The organism is Bacillus sp. C1, from assembly GCF_054570475.1.
Genome location: NZ_JBTMZT010000002.1, coordinates 768,162 through 788,945 on the forward strand (window position 1 = coordinate 768,162; position 20,784 = coordinate 788,945).

Consider the following 20,784-nt stretch of genomic DNA (forward strand, 5'->3'; position numbering starts at 1 on the left):
ATAAGATTGAAAAAGCTGTCTTCCATATGTGAAGACAGCTTTTTTTGTTAAGATTCAGTTTACATAATGTTATTATTTTGTGGTGATTTTTGTATTTCCTGACTAATTAAAGTTTCATTTCATTTGTAGGTAAGTGGTATGAGAGATTGAATAAGTTATGTCAAAATGAATAGAAATTGAAAGAAAAACTTAGAAAAATAACTTCGCCTATCATTCTTTTAGAACGTAAAAAAATAGGGAGATTCTATGAATTTTTTTAGTGAAGACAATTTTGGCTCGATAATTGCATGAATATTTTAAAAACGAGGGAGGTTTTGTAATGAGACGTATATCATGCGCGGTTCATTGAAAGCGTTTTCTGCTTAGCTATGAATCTTTACATGGAAATTAGATAGAGAAAACAGGAGGAATGATAGGTGGGGAAAGTAGTTGGTTTAAAACGTTCATTAGGACTTTGGTCAATTGTTATGCTAGGTGTTGGGTATATGACGCCGATGGTGGGATTTGATACGTTTGGAATTGTTTCTGAAAAAACGGGCGGGCATGTTCCTGGGGCGTACCTGATCGCATTAGCGGGGATGTTATTTACAGCCGCAAGTTACGGCAAAATGGTAAAGGCTTTTCCTACTGCAGGATCTGCTTATACGTATACACAAAAGACGATTAGTGCAAGGCTTGGGTTTCTTGTTGGCTGGTCTGCGTTATTGGATTATTTGTTTTTACCGATGGTGAATGCACTATTGACGAGAATTTACATGTCAGCACTTTTTCCAAGTGTTCCAGAGTGGGCATGGGTTGTTGGCTTTGTTCTGCTGATTACACTTATCAATATTATTAGTGTAAATGTTACTGCCAATTTCAACACGTTCTTAGTAACGTTTCAAGTGCTAGTAATGGTTGTGTTTGTTTTTCTCGTTATAAAAGGCCTAATAGCAGGAGAGGGAACCGGAGAAGTTTTTTCCATTCAGCCGTTTTTCGAATCAGATATACACATATCGCCGTTAGTGGCAGGGGCTACCATTCTTTGTTTTTCATTTTTAGGTTTTGATGCGGTAACAACATTTGCAGAAGAAACACCAAACGCAAAGAAGACAATTCCTCGAGCGATTTTTCTTACCGCTTTAATTGGCGGAATTTTATTTATTGTCACTACCTACTTTACACAATCCTTTTTCCCGGATGCATCCGTATTTAAAGATCAAGAATCAGCAGCCCCAGAAATTGCACTATATGTCGGAGGGAAATTATTTCAAACTTTCTTTTTAGTAGGAACCATTATGGGAACAATTGCGTCTGGTTTAGCTTCTCATACGAGTGTATCGCGCCTATTGTACGTAATGGGGAGAGATAACGTGATTCCACAGAAAATATTTGGTTATATTCACCCGCGCTTACGAACGCCTGTTTACAACATTATTTTTGTTGGAATGATTGCACTCTCTGCCATGTTTATCGATTTAGAAACAGCAGCATCTCTTATTAACTTTGGAGCGCTGATTGCATTTACGTTTGTTAATGTATCTGTTATTTCGTACTATGTGGTCAAACAAAAAAGATATAAAACAGCAAAAGACTTTTTTAATTTCTTAGTTATGCCTATTTTAGGAGCAGGTACAGTTGCGGTGCTCTGGTTTAACCTCAATATTCATTCGCTTATTCTTGGAATTAGCTGGGCTGTTATTGGAATCGGTTATCTTTTATATATTACGAACATGTTTCGTTCAGCACCTCCGCAAATGCATTTCGAGGAAGTTCAGGAAATGTAAGAAACGAAAACATCGGAATTTACCGATGTTTTTTATTTTGGAGATTTTAAAATCATGCAATATTGCATAAGTCATTCAACTATTCATACGGAAGAGGAGCAAAAGTATAAGTGGGAAGGCTGAAACGATACGACCAGCATAATATTTCCACTTGGCACGATTATTGCTTTCTAATACTAGTAAAAATATATAAATGAGGTGTTATCGTGGCAATTCAATCAGAAAAAGAAGATGTAACAAAATCTATTCAAGAAAAAATTGAGGTGGAAAATCCTTTAGCGGAATTTCAGGCCATATTAAAAGAAGCACTCCAAGCTTTGCGTTATCCAGAGGAAGTATTTGATTTTCTTAAAAAGCCGATGCGTTTTTTAGAAGTAAGTATTCCTGTTCGAATGGATGATGGAAGAACAAAGGTATTTCAGGGGTATCGTGCCCAGCATAATGATGCAGCAGGGCCAACAAAAGGTGGTATTCGGTTTCATCCAGATGTTACAGCAGAAGAAGTAAAGGCGCTTGCTGGTTGGATGAGTTTGAAATGCGGAGTGACGGGACTTCCATATGGAGGTGCAAAGGGCGGGATTATTTGTAATCCACAGGGTATGAGTTTTAGAGAACTAGAATTACTTAGCCGTGGTTATGTAAGAGCGGTAAGCCAAATTGTTGGACCTACGAAAGATATTCCAGCACCTGATATGTATACAAATGCGCAAATTATGGCCTGGATGCTGGATGAATATGACCATATTAGAGAATTTGACTCTCCAGGTTTTATTACTGGCAAGCCATTACTGCTAGGAGGATCACAGGGACGGGAAACAGCCACGTCTAAAGGAGTGTTTTACACGCTTCAATTAGTCAGTGAGCTAAAACATATTCCACTTCAAAATATGCGAGTGATTATTCAAGGATTTGGAAATGTTGGAAGCTATTTAGCAAAATATTTACATGATATTGGTGTGAAAGTAGTAGGAGTATCGGATGCTTTAGGCGGCATTTATAATCCAGATGGCTTAGATGTTCCGTATTTACTAGAAAAACGAGATTCTTTTGGTGTCGTCTCGAACCTGTTTAGTCAAACAATCTCTAACCAAGAGTTGTTAGAAAAGGAATGTGATGTACTCATTCCAGCAGCAATTGGAGGAGTGATCACGAAACATAATGCAGACAGGCTTGGGTGTAAGATTGTCATTGAGGCTGCTAATGGTCCGACAACAAAAGAAGCGATAACAATGTTAGAAGAGAAAGGTATTTTAGTTGTTCCGGATATTTTAGCGAATTCTGGAGGCGTTATTGTTTCTTATTTTGAGTGGTGCCAAAATAACCAAGGATACTATTGGACAGAGCAATATGTTGATGAATGCTTAAAAGAGAAAATTACATCTAGTTTTTCTAATGTATTCAATACGTCAAAACATTTCGGGGTAAATATGAAAATCGCGGCTTATATAGAAGGTGTTCGTAAGGTTGTAGAAGCGTCGCGTCTTCGAGGGTGGTTGCATTTCTAGTATAAAGGGAGGGAACATATGAAACTGGATATTTTACTAGAACAAATTGAAAAACAACCGATTTGGTATTACTGTATTGTATCAAATCATCATCGGTATGATATAGCAGTTGCCTATTCACAGCAGTTTTTTGGAAAAGCGATGGTTACCTCTATTCAAAATGGAAGAATGGTTCTATTAAGTCAAGAAGATATTGAACTAAAGCAATATTGGGCACCTAAGCTAGAGATTGAAGTAGAGGATATAGAGGATTTTCAGAGCTTTTTTCAGACGATTCTTCAGTCACAAATGTTGGCAGAACAATATTAATAGAATAAAAGAGGGGAATGATTCATTTTGTATTATGAAATAATTACGAGCCCATGTTATGGAACAGTTGAAAAAGTATCGATTGATAAAGACTCGCGAATTTATGAATGGGAACCACTATTCGCTATTAAAAATATGAGTGGTAAGCTGGAAGTAATTAAAATGGGATGTAGCGGAGAAGTACAGTCTTTAGAAGTGGAAGCAGGAGACAAAGTAATTCCGGGAATGGTATTAGCTTATGTTCAAGAAGATATTCCAATTAGTGGTAGCGATTGATTTTAAGGGGGAAGATGGAACTATTCATCTTCCTTTTTTGATTCATCAACGTAACATGGGGTGATTCTTTGTAAATAAATCAATTTTCATACACGGAACGGAGAGTGCATCTACATGTTACCTCATCTTTTGGTGATGCTCCCTTTTTTTATTAAAATAAGCAAAAAATGTATATTGTCAGATTAATTAAAAAAATCCGATTTTAATGATACAATACAAGTTAAGCAGTTTAAAGGAGGAGTAGCAGAATGTTTTCCATTGCTCATAACAAAATTAGACCTATTGTTTCTCTGCCCATCGATCAACCTGAACAGGAATGGAATATAGATGTTAAACATATAAAAGAATCTTTTCTATTTCTGAAAAGAGAAGACAAGCTATTTGCATACGTTCATGTGAAGGATCTGCTATTAAGAAGTGAGGGAATCACGACCAAAGCATTGCTTGCAAATGCGGCTTCACTCGATACAATTTGTCATCTTAGCAAAAATATTTCTTTAACAGCTCTCTTTCAAATTATTGGGGCACCGATCGCCATCGTGAAAAATGAAATAGGAGAGTTAATGGGATACATAAGAAGAGAGGATGTTTTTGCAGAGCTATTTAAACAAGAAAATCAAAGTGTAGATATATTGAAAATCATTTTAACGTCTATCCCAATGGGGATTTTTGTAGTAGACCGTGACAAGAAGATTGTAAATTGTAATGAATCTGGTTTGAAGATGATTAAATCAACTTCTGAAAAAGTATTGCATGTACCAGCAGAACAGATTTTTAATGGAGAACATATTAATAATGTATTTGCAACGGGAAAAACGATTTTAAATCAACTACAAATAACAAATGAGATGGGAGTATTAGTTGATTACAGTCCAATTCCAAACTTCGACCAAAGAATTGATGGAATGGTTATTATTGTGCAAGATTTACCAATGGTTGAGGATATGGCCATGGAAATTGAATATATAAAGGACTTAAATAAAGATTTACATGCAATCTTATCTAGTATTTACGATGAAATATTAGTTGTTAACCATAAAGGAGAATTAATTCGTTATAGTGAAACGGTTATCAATGATTTTTGGGGAAGTAATTTGAAAGATCTTTTAGGAAAGAATCTTTTAGAATTAGAGAAGAATGGATTATTTAGTCCATCCGTTACGCGATTAGTATTAGAACAAAAGAAAAAGGTATCCATTGTACAGGAAACAAAAAGTGGTAGAAAAATATTAGCAGTTGGAAATCCTGTATTTAATGAAAATGGAGAGCTGCATCGTATTATTATTGCTTCAAGGGATATTACAGAGGCAACAAGGTTAAAGACGGAATTGCATGAAATAAAAAAGATATCTGAACAGTATAAGAAAGAGTTGGACAGCTTTAAAAATAAAGATCGCTTTCTTAAGAAACTGATTTATTGTAGTCCCAAAATGGAGCACATTATTAATCAAGCTAAAAAAATCGCTGACTTTTCTTCCAATGTTCTTATCTCTGGAGAATCGGGTGTTGGGAAGGAAGTGATTGCACAAGCGATTCATCAACTCGGGAACAGATCTTCACATCCGTTTTTAAAATTAAACTGCGGTGCGATTCCGGAGACTTTGTTAGAAAGTGAACTGTTCGGTTATACAAAGGGTGCTTTTACTGGTGCTGATAAAAATGGAAAAGAAGGATATTTTAAGCGAGCGGATCAAGGTATTTTGTTTTTGGATGAGATTGGCGAAATGCCGTTACATTTGCAAGTGAAGTTACTTAGAGTATTGCAAGAGCGAGAGGTAATTCCGATCGGAAGTACAGTGCCTACAAAAATCAATGTTCAAATTATTGCTGCTACAAATAAAAGCCTTGAAAAGATGGTGGAGGCTGGCACGTTTCGGGAAGATTTATTTTATCGCTTACATGTAATTCCTCTGCATGTTCCTCCGCTAAGAGAAAGAATGGAAGATGTTCCAGTACTCGCATTTCATTTCTTACAGGAGCTAAATGAAAAATATAATAAAAGCTATCATTTAACTCCTGATGCACTTAATTTACTAGAGTTTTATTCATGGCCAGGAAATGTAAGAGAATTACAGAATATGATTGAACGTTTAGTCGTATCGGCAGATGATTCAGTCATTGATGCTGAATTTGTTAGTAAATTTTTAACTCCTGGATATGATTTTAAAAAATCAAAGCCTGTAATTACAAGAGTTTTACCATTACAAGAAGCATTGCATTCTGTAGAAGAACAATTAATTTTACTTGCGATGAAGCAATATAAAACAACAACAAAGGCAGCGAAGGCTCTTGGAATAAGCCAATCCTCTGTTAGCCGTAAATATCAAAAAATCATGAATGACAAGGAAATAGCGGTTGATACGATTTCATATTTTTAAAGGAGCAAGGGGGAGTCTACATAGACTGCTCCTTTTCTTTGTTATTTAGGTTGTAATTATGCGAAATGTAATAACTTATGCAAAAGTGCATAAGTTTATATGGTTTATTTGAGGGAATAGTCAGTTTTTTTAGGGCTACTAAGTATATAAAGTGAAACTTTAATCAGTGGGGGGCTTTATCCCCCATTGATTATTAGCCCTCACGAATCGGGCTTTTACGGACAGCCCGACTCCCACCTAATTTCTTTGTTTTCGCTGAATTTTGTCCGCAAATAGCGGGATAAAATGTTGGCACAATTCTTGCTTATATAATATATGAGCGATTGACAAAGGGGGATTATATATAGTGCTAGATTTAAAAATGTATCTAAACGGTGAATGGAAAGATTCTAGTAATCAAGAGAAAAGATCTATTATTAACCCTGCGAATGGTAAGGTTATTGCATATGCACCTGAAGGAACAATCGAGGATGCAAAATATGCAATTGAAGCGGCAAGAGCAACTTTTGATAGCGGAATTTGGTCAGAAACTTCCGCTGCAGAAAGAGCATCTTATTTATTTAAAATTGCAGATGAAATTGATAAAAATTTAGAAGAACTTGCGCGTTTGGAAACGATGGATAACGGAAAAACATATCGAGAGGCAGAAGGAGATATTGGGGATGCAGCAGCTTGTTTCCGCTATTATGCGGGGCTTATTACAAAGCCAGACGGACAAACATATCATGTAGCTGATCCGATGCAAGCGATGGTTGTAAGAGAACCAGTTGGTGTTTGTGGTTTAATTGTTCCGTGGAATTATCCGTTATTAATGAGTGTGTGGAAAATTGCACCTGCTTTAGCAGCTGGAAACACGATTGTATTTAAACCTTCTGAAGTGACACCACTTACTGCAACGAAGCTATTTGAAATTCTTGAGAAAGTAGAGTTGCCAAAAGGTGTTGCCAATATGGTAATGGGGGCTGGACCAATAGTAGGAAACGAGATTGCAGCAAGTAATAAAGTTGATATGATTTCCTTTACAGGCGGAACAAAAACAGGAAAGCACATTATGAGGGCAGCGGCAGATAATATGAAAAAGATTTCGCTTGAACTTGGCGGGAAATCTCCAAATATTATTTTTACAGATGCAGATTTTGAAACTGCTGTTGATTACGCTCTGTTTGGTATTTATGCAGGTAGTGGACAAGTATGTTCAGCGGGATCAAGAATTCTTGTAGAAGAAAGCATTCATGATAAATTTGTTCATCGTTTCGCAGAACGAGCAAAGCAAATTAACGTTGGACCTGGTGATAATCCAAAATCAGAGATGGGACCGCTTGTAAGTCAAGAGCATATGGAAAAAGTATTACGCTATATTGAAATTGGAAAAGATGAAGGGGCAGAAATTGCTTGCGGAGGGAATCGTATAACGACGGATGGGAAAGGTGACGGTTTCTTTATTGAACCAACGGCCTTTGTCAATGTGAAACCTGATATGCGTATTGTGCAGGAAGAAATTTTTGGACCAGTTGTAGTAATCCAAAAGTTTAAAGATGAACAGGAAGCAATTGAGCTAGCAAACGGTACAGATTACGGCTTAGCTGGAGGAGTATTTACAGTTGATGGTGCAAAAGCGATGCGCGTCATTCGTAAGCTACGCGCAGGCATTACGTGGGTTAATAGTTATCACCCAACATACAACGAGGCACCTTGGGGCGGATATAAACAAAGTGGTATCGGTCGTAGTTTAGGAACGTTTGGTTTAGAAGAATTCCAAGAAATTAAGCAGATTAATATAAATTTAGAAGTAGAACCAATTGGTTGGTTTGCAAATAAAAAGACTGTAGGAGTGAAATAGATGGGAACGAATGTGAAAAGTAAATCTAATGAACAAGATGTGCAGAATACGAGTGTAAATGATTATATTACGAAAGTACTGGGGCTCATCGAAAAAGAGAAGGTTTCTGAAGAGGAAGCGAATTGGATTCAAAAAGAAACAGTAGATGGATTTAGAGAACACGTAAATCCTGGCTTTCTCGCATATAGAAAAACGGTAACAAAAGATGGACAATTCGCAGCAGTAGAATGGTCTGACGAAGGATCTTGCTTCATGGATATCAATGGTAAAAAATATATTGATTGTTTAGGTGGATTCGGGATTTATAATGTTGGTCACCGCAATCCGAAAGTAGTAAAAGCTGTTACGGATCAATTAAAGCGCCAAGCGTTGCACAGTCAAGATTTACTAGATCCACTTCGTGCCATTCTTGCAAAAATTTTAGCAGATATTACACCAGGTGATTTGAAATATGCTTTCTTTACAAATAGCGGAACGGAAAGTGTAGAGGCAGCATTAAAGCTAGCAAAAATGTATAGTGAGCGAACAACTTTCATTTCAACAACACGCGCTTTCCATGGAAAGAGCCTTGGTTCATTATCTGGAACAGCAAAAGGAATGTTCCGTAAGCCGTTTCTACCATTAATTCCAGGATTCCGCCACGTTCCATTTGGCGATATCGACATGATGAGAAAAACATTTGAAACGTGTGCATTAGTAGGAGAAGATGTTGCAGCTGTAATTTTAGAACCAATTCAAGGAGAGGGCGGTATTATTTTACCTCCAGAAAATTATTTGAAACAAGTAAGAGAACTATGTGATGAATTTGGAACATTACTTATTTTTGATGAAGTACAAACGGGAATGGGACGCACAGGGAAAATGTTTGCGGCAGAATTATATGATGTAGTCCCAGATATTATTTGTCTTGCGAAGGCATTTGGCGGAGGGGTAATGCCAGCTGGGGCAATTGTTGCGAAAGAAAAAGTATTCAAAAGTTGGTTTGAAAATCCGTTTATGCATACAACAACATTTGGCGGAAATCCACTTGCATGTGCAGCTGCAATTGCAACAATCCATGTGTTATTGGAAGAAAATTTACCAAAGCGAGCTGCAGAAGTTGGAGAGTATTTCTTAAAAGGATTGAAAAAAGCAGCAGAAGGACATGAAGACAAAGTGTTTGAAATTCGTGGTCAAGGTTTAATGATCGGTATTGAATTCCACAAAGATGAAATTGGTTATGAAGTATCGAAAGCAATGTTTGATCAAGGCATTCTTGTTGCTGGAACATTAATTAATTCAAAAACAATTCGTATTGAACCGTCACTTACAATTAGTTACGAAGAAGTAGATACAGTCATCAATGCATTTCAATCAGTGTTATCACAAGTAAAAGCACAATAATTAGTGAATACGGACCAGTAAAACCACCATGTCGTCTTTCTCATTGGTTTTACTGGTTTTTACTATAGGAGGAGAAGAAGTGGAATGTGCACTACAAGGGATTACCATTATTGATTTATCTCGAGTTCTTGCTGGTCCTTTTTGTACGATGATTCTTGGTGATTTAGGTGCTGAAGTGATAAAAGTTGAAAATATAGGAAATGGTGATGATACAAGGGGCTGGGGACCACCATTTGTAGAAGGAGAAAGCGCGTATTTTCTTTGTGCGAATCGTAATAAAGAGTCGATTACATTAAATTTAAAGTCAGAAATGGGAAAGGAAGTTTTGAAAAAGCTTGTTTCTCATGCAGATATTGTTGTGCAAAATTTTAAGCCTGGAACACTTGAGAGAATGGGACTTGGGTATGAAGTATTAAAAGAGGTGAAGGAAGATCTTATTCTCGCCTCTATTAGTGGTTTTGGTCAAAGTGGTCCTACTTCCCATCTTCCTGGTTACGATTATATGATTCAAGCGATGAGTGGACTTATGAGCATAACAGGAGGAAAAGATGAAGAACCAGCAAAAGTAGGAGTGGCCATTTCGGATGTACTCACGGGCCTTTTTACGTGTATTGGAATTTTAGCGGCCTTGCAGCACCGAAATAGAACGGGAGAAGGACAGGAAATTGATATTTCTTTATTTGATTCACAATTAGCAGCATTAGTAAATGTAGCGAGTAATTATTTATGTACAGGAGAATTGCCAGAGAGACTTGGAAACCAGCATCCAAATATTGCTCCGTATCAAGTATTTAAGGCGGAGGATGGAGAACTTGTTGTTGCCGTTGGAAACGATGAACAGTTTCATAGATTTTGTATATTGCTTGGTAGAGAAGGTGTATCTCGTTTAGATCGTTATAAAACAAATGCGAAACGTCTTTTGCATAAGGAAGAGCTCGTAGACATTATTGCACAAGAAATGAAGAAGAAAAAGAAAGAGGAATGGAAACAACTTTTGGATGAAGCTAGCATACCAAATGGTCCCATTCTGAATGTAAAAGAAGCGCTAGAAACAGAACAAGCAGTGGCGAGAGATATGACAATTCATATGGAGCACCCGACAATCGGAAATCTTAAACTTGTAGGCTCACCGTTAAAGCTTTCAAAGACACCGGTTCAGATGAAGAAATATCCGCCGCTCCACGGAGAGCATACAGAAAAGGTTTTGCAGAAATTAGGGTATTCTCAGGAAATTATTATGGAAATGACAAAAAATCAATGGATATAAGGAGGAAGTACAAATGAATTTTTCGTTAACAGAAGAACAACAAAGTGTTAGAAAAGTAGTGAGATCGTTTGTGGATAATGAAATTATTCCATATATTAAAGAATGGGATGAAAAAGGACATTTTGAACAAAAAATCTTGAAGCGTTTAGCAGAACTACAATTTATGGGCGTTTGTATCCCGGAACAATATGGCGGAGTGGGCATGGATTATAATACGCTGGCTATTGTTTGTGAAGAATTAGAACGTGGTGACACTGCTTTTCGTACAGCTGTATCTGTACATACGGGGCTAAATAGTATGGCACTTCTTCAATGGGGAACAGAAGAGCAGAAACAAAAGTATCTTGTTTCACAAGCGAAAGGTGAAAAGATTGGGGCGTTCGGTTTAACGGAACCAAACGCAGGATCAGATGTCGTTTCTATGCAAACAACAGCGGTAAAACAAGGCGATTACTACGTATTAAACGGATCAAAAACGTGGATTTCGCTTTGTGATGTGGCAGATCATTTCTTAATATTTGCAAAAACAAATCCGGAATTAAAGCACCGCGGTATTTCTTGTTTTATTGTAGAGCGAACATTTCCAGGAGTATCAACAAAAGCAATAAAAGGAAAACTTGGTATTAGAGCTGGCAACACAGGTGAAGTATTTTTAGATGATGTAAAAGTACCAGTAGAAAACCTCCTTGGAGAAGAAGGAGAAGGTTTCAAAATTGCCATGGCATCATTAGATAACGGGCGATTTACGGTAGCAGCGGGAGCATGTGGACTGATTCAAGCAAGTTTAGAAGCAAGTGTAAAGTATTGTGAGGAGCGTAAAACATTCGGAAAAGAAATTGGAAAACATCAGCTCGTACAGCAAATGATTGCGAAAATGTCTGCGAATCTAGAAATCTCTCGATTACTTGTTTATAAAGCAGGCTGGCTCAAAAATGAGGGGAAACGCAATACAAAAGAAACATCTTTAGCAAAATGGATTGCTTGTGACGCTGCATTTGAAGCGGCAAATGATGCAGTACAGGTACACGGTGCTTATGGATATTCAAATGAGTTCCCTGTGGAGAGATATTTACGAAATGCAAAAGCACCAGTTATTTACGAAGGGACACGTGAGATTCATACAATTATGCAGGCAGAATACGCACTTGGTTATCGATCCGATAAGGACCTTCGTAACATGTTACCGAAGTGGCCTTTTGAGGAAAGTGAGGCAGAGGTGATAACGAAATAAGGTTAAGAAGAAAGGTAGTCCAATGTATATGGAACTACCTTTTTTATTTTTAAAATTACGGGTATTTACATATCTTTTGTCTTAGTGTACTATTTAACTAGTACACTAAGACAAAAGGAGGGAAGAAATGAAAATTGAATTTTCTCCCAACATACCGATTTATATTCAAGTGATGGAATACATCAAAAAAGAAATTGTAACAGGTCGCTTATCACTTGGTGACAAAATACCCTCTGTACGTGAATTAGCGAGTGAATTGCAAGTGAATCCAAATACAATTCAGCGTACATTTCAAGAATTAGAACGAGATGGGATTGTTGTAACACGTAGAGGGATGGGAAGATATGTAACGAGTGAAGGGGAGAGAATTATGGATTTACGAAAAGATATGGCAAAAGAGCTACTTTATTCTTTTATAAATGGCATGGACAATTTAGGATTTACAGAAGAAGAAATTCTCTTGATTCTTCGCTCTTCATTAGAAGAGAAAAGGGAGGATAACTGATGACGCAGTTGCTGAAAATCGAGAAACTTTGGAAGAGATATGGTTTAAAGGCAGTGATTCGTGATTTAAACATCGAGATTACAGAAGGCAAGATTATTGGTCTTGTTGGCGATAATGGGAGCGGAAAAACGACATTATTGAAAATGATCGCAGGCTTGCAGCACCCTTCGGACGGGAGGATCACAATTGCAGGACAGAAAGTAGGTTTAGAAACAAAAAAGATTGTCTCATTTATGTCTGATAGACCTATATTTGATGATTGGATGACAGTAAAGGATGCGGTATTTTTTTATCGTGATTTTTATCAAGATTTTGAAATGCAAAAAGCAGTCGATGCAATCGCAGCATTTAAAATCCCGTTAGAAGAAAAAATTACAGCTTTGTCAAAAGGAATGATTGAAAAGTTACAGCTTATTTTAACATTTTCAAGAAAAGCAAAGTTTTACATATTAGATGAGCCGCTTGGTGGAATTGATCCTGTTTCACGGGAGCATGTGCTTGAGCTCATTCTTCAGTTTTATCGTGAAGACTGTACCATTCTCATTTCGACTCATTTAATTGGGGAAATTGAAAATATCTTTGATGAAATTATCTTTTTGAAGAACGGAGAAATTGTATTACATGAAAATGTGGAAGATCTTCGTTTTCAGAGAGGAAAAGCAGTGACTGAGTTGTTTAAGGAGGTGTTTAAATAATGAATCAGTTACTTGGTTATGTATATAAGTGCAATAAGAAAAAGCTATGTGTACTCTATGTAAGTTTTATCACAGTTTCACTTACTCTCTTTTTCTATATGAGTGGTTCTGCCAAACGCACATTTTCTATGAAACAAGAAACTACATTAATTTTATTTACAATACTAATTATAATGGCTATATTTTCAATTTTTTTATTAACGATATCTTCTTTCAAAAAAATAATAAATAATTCCATGATTCGATATACAGCGATATCAGCAAAAAAATATCTATATGCAAATATAATCTTTTTTCTGTTAATGCTAGTTGTATTAGCTATAATGAGTTTGGTATTTTTAGAACTTTTTTCGAGTTATATATCTGAAGTTCTGAAAGCAGGGGACATTGAAGGGCCGATTAAAAATTTGCATAGCTATGGCTTAGCTCATTATTTCTTTTCTATCTTTCTATGGGCTGTAGATCTAACTTGTTTGTTAACTTTAGTACTCCTTATAAATGTAATTATTAAATGGTTTAATGTAAAGCCGGGCATAGGGAAAATATTATTCTTCGTCTTTTTTGTTGTTTTCGCTATGATTTACGGAGAATTAATAGATCTTGTTGGAAAAATAGGAAGTTCTATACTTTCTATTAGATATGTAGAGTTAATGAATAGTGAAGGATATTTTGAGACGTCTTTTTATCCAGGAGATGGATTAAATATATTTAGTTTATGTTTTGAAGGCTTATTAACATTTGTACTAATACTTTTAATAGCCTACATCATCGACAAAAAACTAGAAATCTAAAGGAGGAACAATCATTGGGAAACGTAGTAGTGAAATTAGAAAACGTTCATAAAAAAATCGGAAGAAATGAAATTATTCGTGGTCTTTCATTTGAAGTTCACGAAGGGGAAGTATATGGTTTTCTTGGGCCAAATGGGAGCGGGAAGACGACGACAATTCGAATGATGACGGGTTTGATTGCGATGACAGAAGGAGATATAACGATTTGTGGTCATAGCATTCGGACAGAGCGTGAAAAGGCGTTAGAACAAATTGGAGCGATTGTTGAGAATCCTGAATTATATGATTATATGACTGGGATGCAAAATTTAAAGCATTTTGCAAATATGGCAGTTACACCAATTCGTAAAGAGCGTATTACTGAAATTGTAAAGTTAGTTGAATTAGAACATGCAATTCACAAGAAGGTGAAAACATATTCACTTGGAATGAAGCAACGTCTTGGGATTGCGCAAGCACTTCTTCATAATCCTAAAATTTTAATCTTAGATGAACCGACGAACGGATTAGATCCAGCTGGTATTCGTCAAATTCGTGATTACTTACAACGGTTAGCGAAGGAAGAAAATATTGCTGTCATCGTATCGAGTCATTTATTGAGTGAAATTGAATTAATGTGTGATCGTGTTGTGATTATTAAGCAAGGGCAGTTTGTACAAGAGTATAACTTACATGAACAAGCGAAGCATGATGAAACGGTTGTAGTGGCATTTGAGGTAGATCAAATGCAGAAAGCGAATGAAATCATGAACGGTAAGGTACAAGGAAGCGTCGTAGTGAAATCTGTAGCGAAAGAAGAGATCCCACAACTTGTGAAAAAACTTGTTCATGCGGATGTTCTTGTATATGGCGTTACAGTGCAAAATAAAACGTTAGAAGATGAGTTCTTAGCAATTACAGGGGGAGTGAAAGCATAATGTTTACATTAATTCAAAATGAGTTGTTAAAGTTACATGCGAAAAAAGGAATGTATATTTTAATAGGTGTGATTGCTGCATTGGAAGTTTTAGGCGTCCTTCTTATATTAAAGTGGGGCGAAGCTAAGGATTTTAACGGAACATATTTAGACTTTACACATTCAGATATTAGTTTAGTTATTTTATTTGCGACAATCTTTGGTATTACCATTGCTTCACGTACGATTACTGATGAGTTCCAAAAAGGAACAATTAAGCAGCTGTTAATTCGCCCAAGAAAAAGAGTTATGATTTTATTTTCTAAATATGTTTCAGTTTTATTAGCAATGTTTTTTGTTATCGTGGCAGGTACCTTAATCGCGATGGTTATTGGTGCAATCGTTATGAATGGTGGGAAAACAGAGTTAACATTATGGGTATTGCTTAAAGGGATCTTATATAAACTTGTATCTCCGTTCTTCTTTGCGACACTTGCCTTTTTCTTCGCAAATGTTTTTCGAAAATCAGTCTTACCATTAATCATTGCACTGTTCTTATTCTTTTTACAAGGAGCAATTAGCACGTTACTTATGATGTTTGCAAAAGGTGCTGCTAAATTTTTTGTATTTTTCCATTTAAATTTAAGTATGTACGACAGCAACAAATTAATTAGCGGTGGAACAGAACCACCATTTACAGAATTTACGTTCACAACATCATTACTGTTAGTACTTACATATGTTGTAGTCTTACTTATTGCATCAAGCGTGTTATTCCAAAAACGTGATGTATTATAATATTCTAATAAACAAAATAACCATGAAAAGAAAGCTTTTATCAAGCTAGAGTGGTTTATATTTTTAATATATGATTAAATGTGATACCTAGAAAAATCCCCATTATTGCAATGGGGATTTTTTCAGAGTGATGGGAAACAGGAGCTAGGGGGCTCTGTTTTTTGTCGTTTTTTGTTGGTTGGTCGATATCCTTTGTCGAATCGCTGATATATTCAAATTTGCGTCGATATATTGTGAGAAACGGTTGATATATTTGAAAAATCGCTGATAAAATTTCATTCACTGATTTATACAAACAAACCCCGTCAGATCACCATGTTTCTCTTTCTTTAAGTCCTAGAAAAAAACATTATTTTAATGAAAATTTCTTCTAACTAAATTTGTTTCTACTTTTTACGCTGGTAGTATTATATTTTTTAAACGGGCAATGCTGTCATGAATTCATTCACCACATTGCATATATTCTTAAATAGTTCATATAAGAAGCGAGGGTAGAAAATTAATTAAAATAGAGTTAGTATCATATATCTTAATAGATATGCTGTTTAAAAGCGAACTGAGAAAAATAGGAAGAATTTTAATGATATTCATATTACAATGTAAATATATCGTTTTGGAGGTGTTTTTCATTCAGTACGCATTTTCACGTATACGACTTCGTAGTTTTTTTGCATGGATGATTTTAGGATTGTTAGTAATGGTGTTGCCGCTTTCCTTTGCGGGAGCTCCAAACAGCATCATAGATGTTGTAATGCAAATTTTTGTGTTTTTTGTATTCCCACTATTATGGTTATATGTAAAAACAAGAAAACATAATATTATATTTACTAGTTTCTTTGATAAACCGTCACGATTAAATTGGAAGTTAATTATAGTAGCAACTGTAATGGGAATGATTTTTGCATTCGGTGTATCTTTTATCCAATCGTACATACTGGCACATACGTTTCCTAATTTTTTAGTCGATATGTTGAATGATAACGATGTGATGGATAGTAGCAGCATGTATACACAAATATTCGGTTTCATTTCAGCGTGTATTTTTGCACCTATTATGGAAGAAGTGATTTTTCGAGGGTTCTTCTTACAGCGTATGGCGTTTAAATGGGGAATAAAACGAGCTGTGATTATATCTTCTCTTATTTTTGGTTTAGGCCATTTTGATATTGTGGGTGCTTTTGTATTTGGCGTTGTGATGTCTCTTCTTTATATAAAGACGAAAAATATATGGACGAATATTGCTGTTCATGCATTGAATAATTGTATTGTAACCATCATCCAATTAACGAGTGAAGAAGGGGCAGATGAAGCAATTTCGATTGCTGAATTACAAGCACAAAGTAATCTATGGGTTGGGATCGTTGTGATTTTGCTTAGTTTATTATGGTTAGTGCCTTTTATTCGAAAAAATTGGCGAACTGTAAAAGAAGTAGGAGTACCGCCCCTTCGTTTTATGAATGAAGATAAGACGGCCCAATCATTACAGCAAAATGAAATGTATAGCCAAATTGTTGTAACAGATCAGCGTATGGCGGTAAAATTGCCGGATGGGGCTGTGAAGCAATTAGCATTAGAAGAGAATGATTACGTAACGGTTGTCGTAGAGAATGATCAAATTATTATAAGGAAAGCAGAATAATGATAAGCATATGAAAAACGAAAAATAGCAGCTCTCCAATAGTAAGAAGGAGAGCTGCTATTTTAATAGATAACAATTTCAACGTGAAAATTGTTACCTTTCTTTACATATTTAATATCTGTAACTGTCCGAACCGCTTTTAAAATTTCCACCTTTTCCCCAATTCGAGGAATGGTGGGAACATTATCCCATATACCAAGCAAATCATCTTCTTGAGTTGTTTTTTCGTAAAACCAGATTTTCAATGTAATGCCCCTTTCTCGAACTTTATGTATTTTAATACATAATAAAACATTTTTATTCTTTTTGTAAGGGGTTTTTTATGAAATTGTGAATAAAAATTAATTTTATTCTTCTGGAAAAATGTGTTCGATATCAGGAGTAAGGGATACTTCTGATAATACGATATGAGAAACAGTTGTTGCATAGGAAGAAACATCATTAATAAATTCCTCAAGTTCAACTAATGATGGGACAGAAATTTTAACGATATAACAAAGACTTCCTGTTACGCGATAACAAAAGCTTGCAGATGGATACGATTGAATAAATTGTTGCATGCGTGTTGTATCACCATTTTTTAAGGTGATTTCTAAAATGCAGTCTAAAACGAGCCCTGCTTTTTTATAGTCAATATCAATTGTATATTTTTGAATGACGCCTTCGCTCTCTAACTTACGAACACGTTCTGTAGTAGATGGTGCGGATAAGTTGATACGTTTTGATAACTCACGCATAGAGAGGCGGCTATCATTATATAATTCATTTAAAATTTTACGATCGATACGATCTAATTGCATATGTAAACATACCTCCAGTAAACTAATCGTTTTTGTAAATAAAATATATAAATAAAGATTCATATGAAATGTAAAAAGGGTCTCTTTTATTTTACAATAAAACAGGAAGGGAGAGAAGAAATGATGGAGAGAATTGTATTATCAAATGTAGGGGAAACGAAATTTCAAAAATTATTAGGACATCGTCCAAATATATTACAATCATGGAGTGCGTTAGAAAGTACGTTATATGAAACGGGAACGCTTTCTGAAGAGTTAAAAGAGCAAGTACGGAGAACACTTGCATTTGGAAATGAATGTCCATATTGTATGGCAAAAGGAAAACCAGAGGATGTGCAAAAGATAGAAGAGATTAGTATTGCTGTAACTTTTGCGCATGTATTTGTACATAATCAGTCAGCGATAGATGATAAGATGTTTGATGTGTTAAAACAATATTGGAGTGAGGCAGAGATTGTAGAGCTTTGTGCATATATTTGCTTCATCACCGCGTCACAACAACTTGGCTTTTTATTTCAATTACAGCCAGGAGAATAGGGGGAGTAGTAGTGAATCAGCCAGCACTAATTATAATTGATGTACAAAAAGCGTTTGACCTATCGTATTGGGGAGAGCGAAATAACGTTTTTGCAGAAGAAAATATGAAACGTTTATTAGAAGAGTGGAGGGGAAGAGATTTTCCAATTTTCCATGTTCAGCATGTGAACATGGAAAACGCTGAATCAATGTTTCATCCAAATGCAGAAACAGTTAAATTCAAAGAAGAAGTGCAACCATTACAAGGAGAAATAGTCGTTCAAAAGCGTGTTAACAGTGCATTTATTGGAACTGATTTAGAAAAGCAATTAAAAGAAAAAAACTGTGAATCGGTTGTTATTGTCGGATTAACGACGAATCACTGTGTCGAGACAACAACACGGATGGCTGGAAACTTAGGATTTTTAACGTATTTAGTAAGTGATGCGACAGCTACATTTAACCGAAAAGGGCCAGATGGCATACAATATTGTGCAGAAGACATTCATAATATGACACTAGTGAATTTGCATGAAGAGTTTGCTACTATTGTGACAACATTAGAGATAGTAGAGAAGATAAGGTGAATTTGATACTATTTTAATAAAATATTTGGATAATTATGTAGAAAAAAATAAGAATATTTCGTATAATCAAAGTACAATCATTTTGAAAACAGGGGTGGCAGCATATGGAGCAAATTCCAGTAAAGAAAATAGAAACAGTACTCGTTCTAGCGGAAGAGGATAAACAAAAACAGAAGGAATTTTATGAACTGCTATTAACAACTCAGTTTTATGTTGCTGGATCGATAGAGGCGGATGACTCTGCAGCAGAAGGAACACTTCGTTTGCGCTATTTCCAAGGAGAGGGTAGATGGATCGTACCGTTCTTTACACAATTAGAATTTGTGAAAGAAGTGTTGCCGGAAGAAACGCCCCTTATTACGATACGAGGGAAAGAATTGTTTAAAAATTTAGATCAAGAAGCAACAGCGGTATTAAATGTTGGGACAGAGCTTAGCAAAACATTTATTCCGGAAGAAATTGCGGATATAGCATCTGGACGTATTTTTCATTATTACCAGTAAGAAATCTCGGTATAAGGAAAGATAATAAAAAGGAAAAGCGATACAGGCTTTTCCTTTTTTGCTGTGAATGTTTATTTACCGAGCGTTTACTGTCAGTTAGTGTGGAATACATTTTATACCAGGAGGGATAGAAATGGTATTTTTTTCAGTGTTCATTGTAACAGTTATTCCAAGTGGTATCCCGATATTGGGCTGTATATGTCCAATAGGAAGACCAAATAATACTGGAATATTGTACGGGGAGAGATAGTCATACAATATGTTTTGTAATGATAAAGATTGCTTTGAAGTAATGCAGTCATGGCAGCTTGTGAAGATTACCCCCGCGCATTCATGCAATTTTCCTGCTAAATGTAGTTGGTTCAACATGCGATCAATACGATAGGGCTCTTCTCCAATATCTTCAAGTAATATAATTTTATTTGCTGTATCGATTTCGTAGGGGGTGCCTAGTGTACTTGCCAAAACCGTTAAATTCCCCCCAGTTAATGGGGCGGAAATAACGCAAGTAGATGTAGTTGCAATACATTCTGCCCCAAGTAAAATGGCCGAATACGGATGGAATAGTTGATTGAAAGAAGACAAAGAGAGGGGTTCAATCCCTTTCCCTACTTCCTCAATCATTGGTCCATGAAAAGTAATAAGTCTTGCATATTGTGAAAAAGCAATATGTAAAGCAGTGATATCACTATATCCCCAGAAAATTTTTGGATTGCTTGAAATGAGTTCATATTGAATATGAGGAAGAAGACGACCACTACCGTATCCACCTCTTGCGCAAAAAATAGCTTTTACTTTAGCGTTTGCAAATGCTTCATGTATATCATGAAGGCGGATTGCATCATTGCCAGCGAGATAGCCGTATTTCTCGTAAACACTTTGACCCACTATGACGGATAGCCCCATTTCTTCCAATGCTTTTTTTCCTGTAAGGACGTGTTCTAATGCGGGTGGTCCTGCTGGAGCAATGATCATTACCATATCACCTTGCTTTAGAGCATTTGGCTGAATCATGTAAATCTCCTCCTTCACTTTCAATATATTCGTTTATAAGGAGTTCAATCCTTTTACAAGAAGGAAAAGCTTGTTGAATCAAGAAG

The 20,784-nt window shown here is 35.9% G+C and carries 21 protein-coding genes; 18 read left to right on the forward strand and 3 right to left on the reverse strand.

What is annotated here, in order from left to right:
- The first annotated feature begins 416 nt into the window (after positions 1–416).
- The 15 genes from ACX5JI_RS10440 (at position 417) to ACX5JI_RS10510 (ending at position 17,278) form a co-directional block, all read left to right on the forward strand.
- On the forward strand, positions 417–1,766 hold the full coding sequence (locus tag ACX5JI_RS10440; protein WP_459500960.1) for an APC family permease: 1,350 nt from the start codon (positions 417–419) through the stop codon (positions 1,764–1,766).
- A gap of 206 nt (positions 1,767–1,972) precedes the next feature.
- The gene (locus tag ACX5JI_RS10445; protein ID WP_459500961.1) at positions 1,973–3,271 is read left to right on the forward strand and encodes a Glu/Leu/Phe/Val family dehydrogenase; all 1,299 of its coding nucleotides are present in this window, start codon (positions 1,973–1,975) and stop codon (positions 3,269–3,271) included.
- Between the two features lie 18 nt (positions 3,272–3,289).
- On the forward strand, positions 3,290–3,580 hold the full coding sequence (locus ACX5JI_RS10450) for an SAV0927 family protein (RefSeq protein WP_459500962.1): 291 nt from the start codon (positions 3,290–3,292) through the stop codon (positions 3,578–3,580).
- Between the two features lie 27 nt (positions 3,581–3,607).
- Positions 3,608–3,856 (forward strand): biotin/lipoyl attachment domain-containing protein, encoded by a 249-nt coding sequence (locus tag ACX5JI_RS10455; protein ID WP_459500963.1) that lies wholly within the window; start codon positions 3,608–3,610, stop codon positions 3,854–3,856.
- Between the two features lie 248 nt (positions 3,857–4,104).
- Positions 4,105–6,234, forward strand: coding sequence for a sigma-54 interaction domain-containing protein (locus ACX5JI_RS10460; protein WP_459500964.1), 2,130 nt, complete (start codon positions 4,105–4,107; stop codon positions 6,232–6,234).
- Positions 6,235–6,580: 346 nt separating this feature from the next.
- Positions 6,581–8,074, forward strand: a complete 1,494-nt coding sequence (locus ACX5JI_RS10465; RefSeq protein WP_459500965.1) for an aldehyde dehydrogenase family protein — start codon at positions 6,581–6,583, stop codon at positions 8,072–8,074.
- On the forward strand, positions 8,075–9,457 hold the full coding sequence (locus ACX5JI_RS10470; protein WP_459500966.1) for a putrescine aminotransferase: 1,383 nt from the start codon (positions 8,075–8,077) through the stop codon (positions 9,455–9,457).
- A 79-nt stretch (positions 9,458–9,536) separates the two neighbouring features.
- The gene (locus ACX5JI_RS10475; protein ID WP_459500967.1) at positions 9,537–10,724 is read left to right on the forward strand and encodes a CaiB/BaiF CoA transferase family protein; all 1,188 of its coding nucleotides are present in this window, start codon (positions 9,537–9,539) and stop codon (positions 10,722–10,724) included.
- Positions 10,725–10,737: 13 nt separating this feature from the next.
- Positions 10,738–11,955, forward strand: coding sequence for an acyl-CoA dehydrogenase family protein (locus ACX5JI_RS10480; RefSeq protein WP_459500968.1), 1,218 nt, complete (start codon positions 10,738–10,740; stop codon positions 11,953–11,955).
- A gap of 127 nt (positions 11,956–12,082) precedes the next feature.
- On the forward strand, positions 12,083–12,460 hold the full coding sequence (locus tag ACX5JI_RS10485) for a GntR family transcriptional regulator (RefSeq protein WP_459500969.1): 378 nt from the start codon (positions 12,083–12,085) through the stop codon (positions 12,458–12,460).
- Positions 12,460–13,155, forward strand: coding sequence for an ABC transporter ATP-binding protein (locus tag ACX5JI_RS10490; protein WP_459500970.1), 696 nt, complete (start codon positions 12,460–12,462; stop codon positions 13,153–13,155). Before ACX5JI_RS10485 ends, ACX5JI_RS10490 begins: the two co-directional genes overlap by 1 nt.
- A complete protein-coding gene (locus tag ACX5JI_RS10495; protein ID WP_459500971.1) occupies positions 13,155–13,946 on the forward strand; it encodes an ABC transporter permease in 792 nt (263 codons plus the stop codon). Before ACX5JI_RS10490 ends, ACX5JI_RS10495 begins: the two co-directional genes overlap by 1 nt.
- 14 nt (positions 13,947–13,960) lie before the next feature.
- Positions 13,961–14,863 (forward strand): ABC transporter ATP-binding protein, encoded by a 903-nt coding sequence (locus ACX5JI_RS10500; RefSeq protein ID WP_459500972.1) that lies wholly within the window; start codon positions 13,961–13,963, stop codon positions 14,861–14,863.
- Positions 14,863–15,639 (forward strand): ABC transporter permease, encoded by a 777-nt coding sequence (locus ACX5JI_RS10505; RefSeq protein ID WP_459500973.1) that lies wholly within the window; start codon positions 14,863–14,865, stop codon positions 15,637–15,639. Before ACX5JI_RS10500 ends, ACX5JI_RS10505 begins: the two co-directional genes overlap by 1 nt.
- A gap of 628 nt (positions 15,640–16,267) precedes the next feature.
- Positions 16,268–17,278 carry a CPBP family glutamic-type intramembrane protease gene (locus ACX5JI_RS10510; RefSeq protein ID WP_459501071.1) on the forward strand — a complete coding sequence of 337 codons (1,011 nt, stop codon included), beginning with the start codon at positions 16,268–16,270 and terminating at the stop codon, positions 17,276–17,278.
- A gap of 62 nt (positions 17,279–17,340) precedes the next feature.
- On the opposite strand, the gene ACX5JI_RS10515 is transcribed toward ACX5JI_RS10510, so the two are convergent.
- Positions 17,341–17,523 carry a DUF3913 family protein gene (locus ACX5JI_RS10515; RefSeq protein ID WP_459500974.1) on the reverse strand — a complete coding sequence of 61 codons (183 nt, stop codon included), beginning with the start codon at positions 17,521–17,523 and terminating at the stop codon, positions 17,341–17,343.
- Between the two features lie 102 nt (positions 17,524–17,625).
- Positions 17,626–18,078: an Lrp/AsnC family transcriptional regulator gene (locus ACX5JI_RS10520; protein ID WP_459500975.1), complete on the reverse strand. Its 453-nt coding sequence runs from the start codon at positions 18,076–18,078 to the stop codon at positions 17,626–17,628.
- Positions 18,079–18,201: 123 nt separating this feature from the next.
- Between ACX5JI_RS10520 and ACX5JI_RS10525 the strand changes: the two genes are divergently transcribed.
- The 3 genes from ACX5JI_RS10525 to ACX5JI_RS10535 all read left to right on the forward strand — a co-directional run bounded on the left by ACX5JI_RS10525 (position 18,202) and on the right by ACX5JI_RS10535 (position 19,684).
- Positions 18,202–18,615, forward strand: a complete 414-nt coding sequence (locus tag ACX5JI_RS10525) for a carboxymuconolactone decarboxylase family protein (protein WP_459501072.1) — start codon at positions 18,202–18,204, stop codon at positions 18,613–18,615.
- Positions 18,612–19,181, forward strand: coding sequence for a cysteine hydrolase family protein (locus ACX5JI_RS10530; protein ID WP_459501073.1), 570 nt, complete (start codon positions 18,612–18,614; stop codon positions 19,179–19,181). The genes ACX5JI_RS10525 and ACX5JI_RS10530 overlap by 4 nt, the downstream gene beginning before the upstream one ends.
- 104 nt (positions 19,182–19,285) lie before the next feature.
- On the forward strand, positions 19,286–19,684 hold the full coding sequence (locus ACX5JI_RS10535; protein ID WP_459500976.1) for an SseB family protein: 399 nt from the start codon (positions 19,286–19,288) through the stop codon (positions 19,682–19,684).
- Between the two features lie 96 nt (positions 19,685–19,780).
- Here the strand turns inward: ACX5JI_RS10535 and ACX5JI_RS10540 are convergent, their stop codons facing one another.
- A complete protein-coding gene (locus ACX5JI_RS10540) occupies positions 19,781–20,698 on the reverse strand; it encodes a S66 peptidase family protein (protein ID WP_459500977.1) in 918 nt (305 codons plus the stop codon).
- Positions 20,699–20,784 lie beyond the last annotated feature (86 nt).

Bases quoted from the DNA above. Each gene is read 5' to 3' on its own strand.
- ACX5JI_RS10450 (WP_459500962.1), top strand. From the start codon at position 3,290: ATGAAACTGGATATTTTACTAGAACAAATTGAAAAACAACCGATTTGG.
- ACX5JI_RS10460 (WP_459500964.1), top strand. From the start codon at position 4,105: ATGTTTTCCATTGCTCATAACAAAATTAGACCTATTGTTTCTCTGCCC.
- ACX5JI_RS10470 (WP_459500966.1), top strand. From the start codon at position 8,075: ATGGGAACGAATGTGAAAAGTAAATCTAATGAACAAGATGTGCAGAAT.
- ACX5JI_RS10480 (WP_459500968.1), top strand. From the start codon at position 10,738: ATGAATTTTTCGTTAACAGAAGAACAACAAAGTGTTAGAAAAGTAGTG.
- ACX5JI_RS10485 (WP_459500969.1), top strand. From the start codon at position 12,083: ATGAAAATTGAATTTTCTCCCAACATACCGATTTATATTCAAGTGATG.
- ACX5JI_RS10490 (WP_459500970.1), top strand. From the start codon at position 12,460: ATGACGCAGTTGCTGAAAATCGAGAAACTTTGGAAGAGATATGGTTTA.
- ACX5JI_RS10495 (WP_459500971.1), top strand. From the start codon at position 13,155: ATGAATCAGTTACTTGGTTATGTATATAAGTGCAATAAGAAAAAGCTA.
- ACX5JI_RS10505 (WP_459500973.1), top strand. From the start codon at position 14,863: ATGTTTACATTAATTCAAAATGAGTTGTTAAAGTTACATGCGAAAAAA.
- ACX5JI_RS10520 (WP_459500975.1), bottom strand. From the start codon at position 18,078: ATGCAATTAGATCGTATCGATCGTAAAATTTTAAATGAATTATATAAT.
- ACX5JI_RS10525 (WP_459501072.1), top strand. From the start codon at position 18,202: ATGGAGAGAATTGTATTATCAAATGTAGGGGAAACGAAATTTCAAAAA.
- ACX5JI_RS10535 (WP_459500976.1), top strand. From the start codon at position 19,286: ATGGAGCAAATTCCAGTAAAGAAAATAGAAACAGTACTCGTTCTAGCG.
- ACX5JI_RS10540 (WP_459500977.1), bottom strand. From the start codon at position 20,698: ATGATTCAGCCAAATGCTCTAAAGCAAGGTGATATGGTAATGATCATT.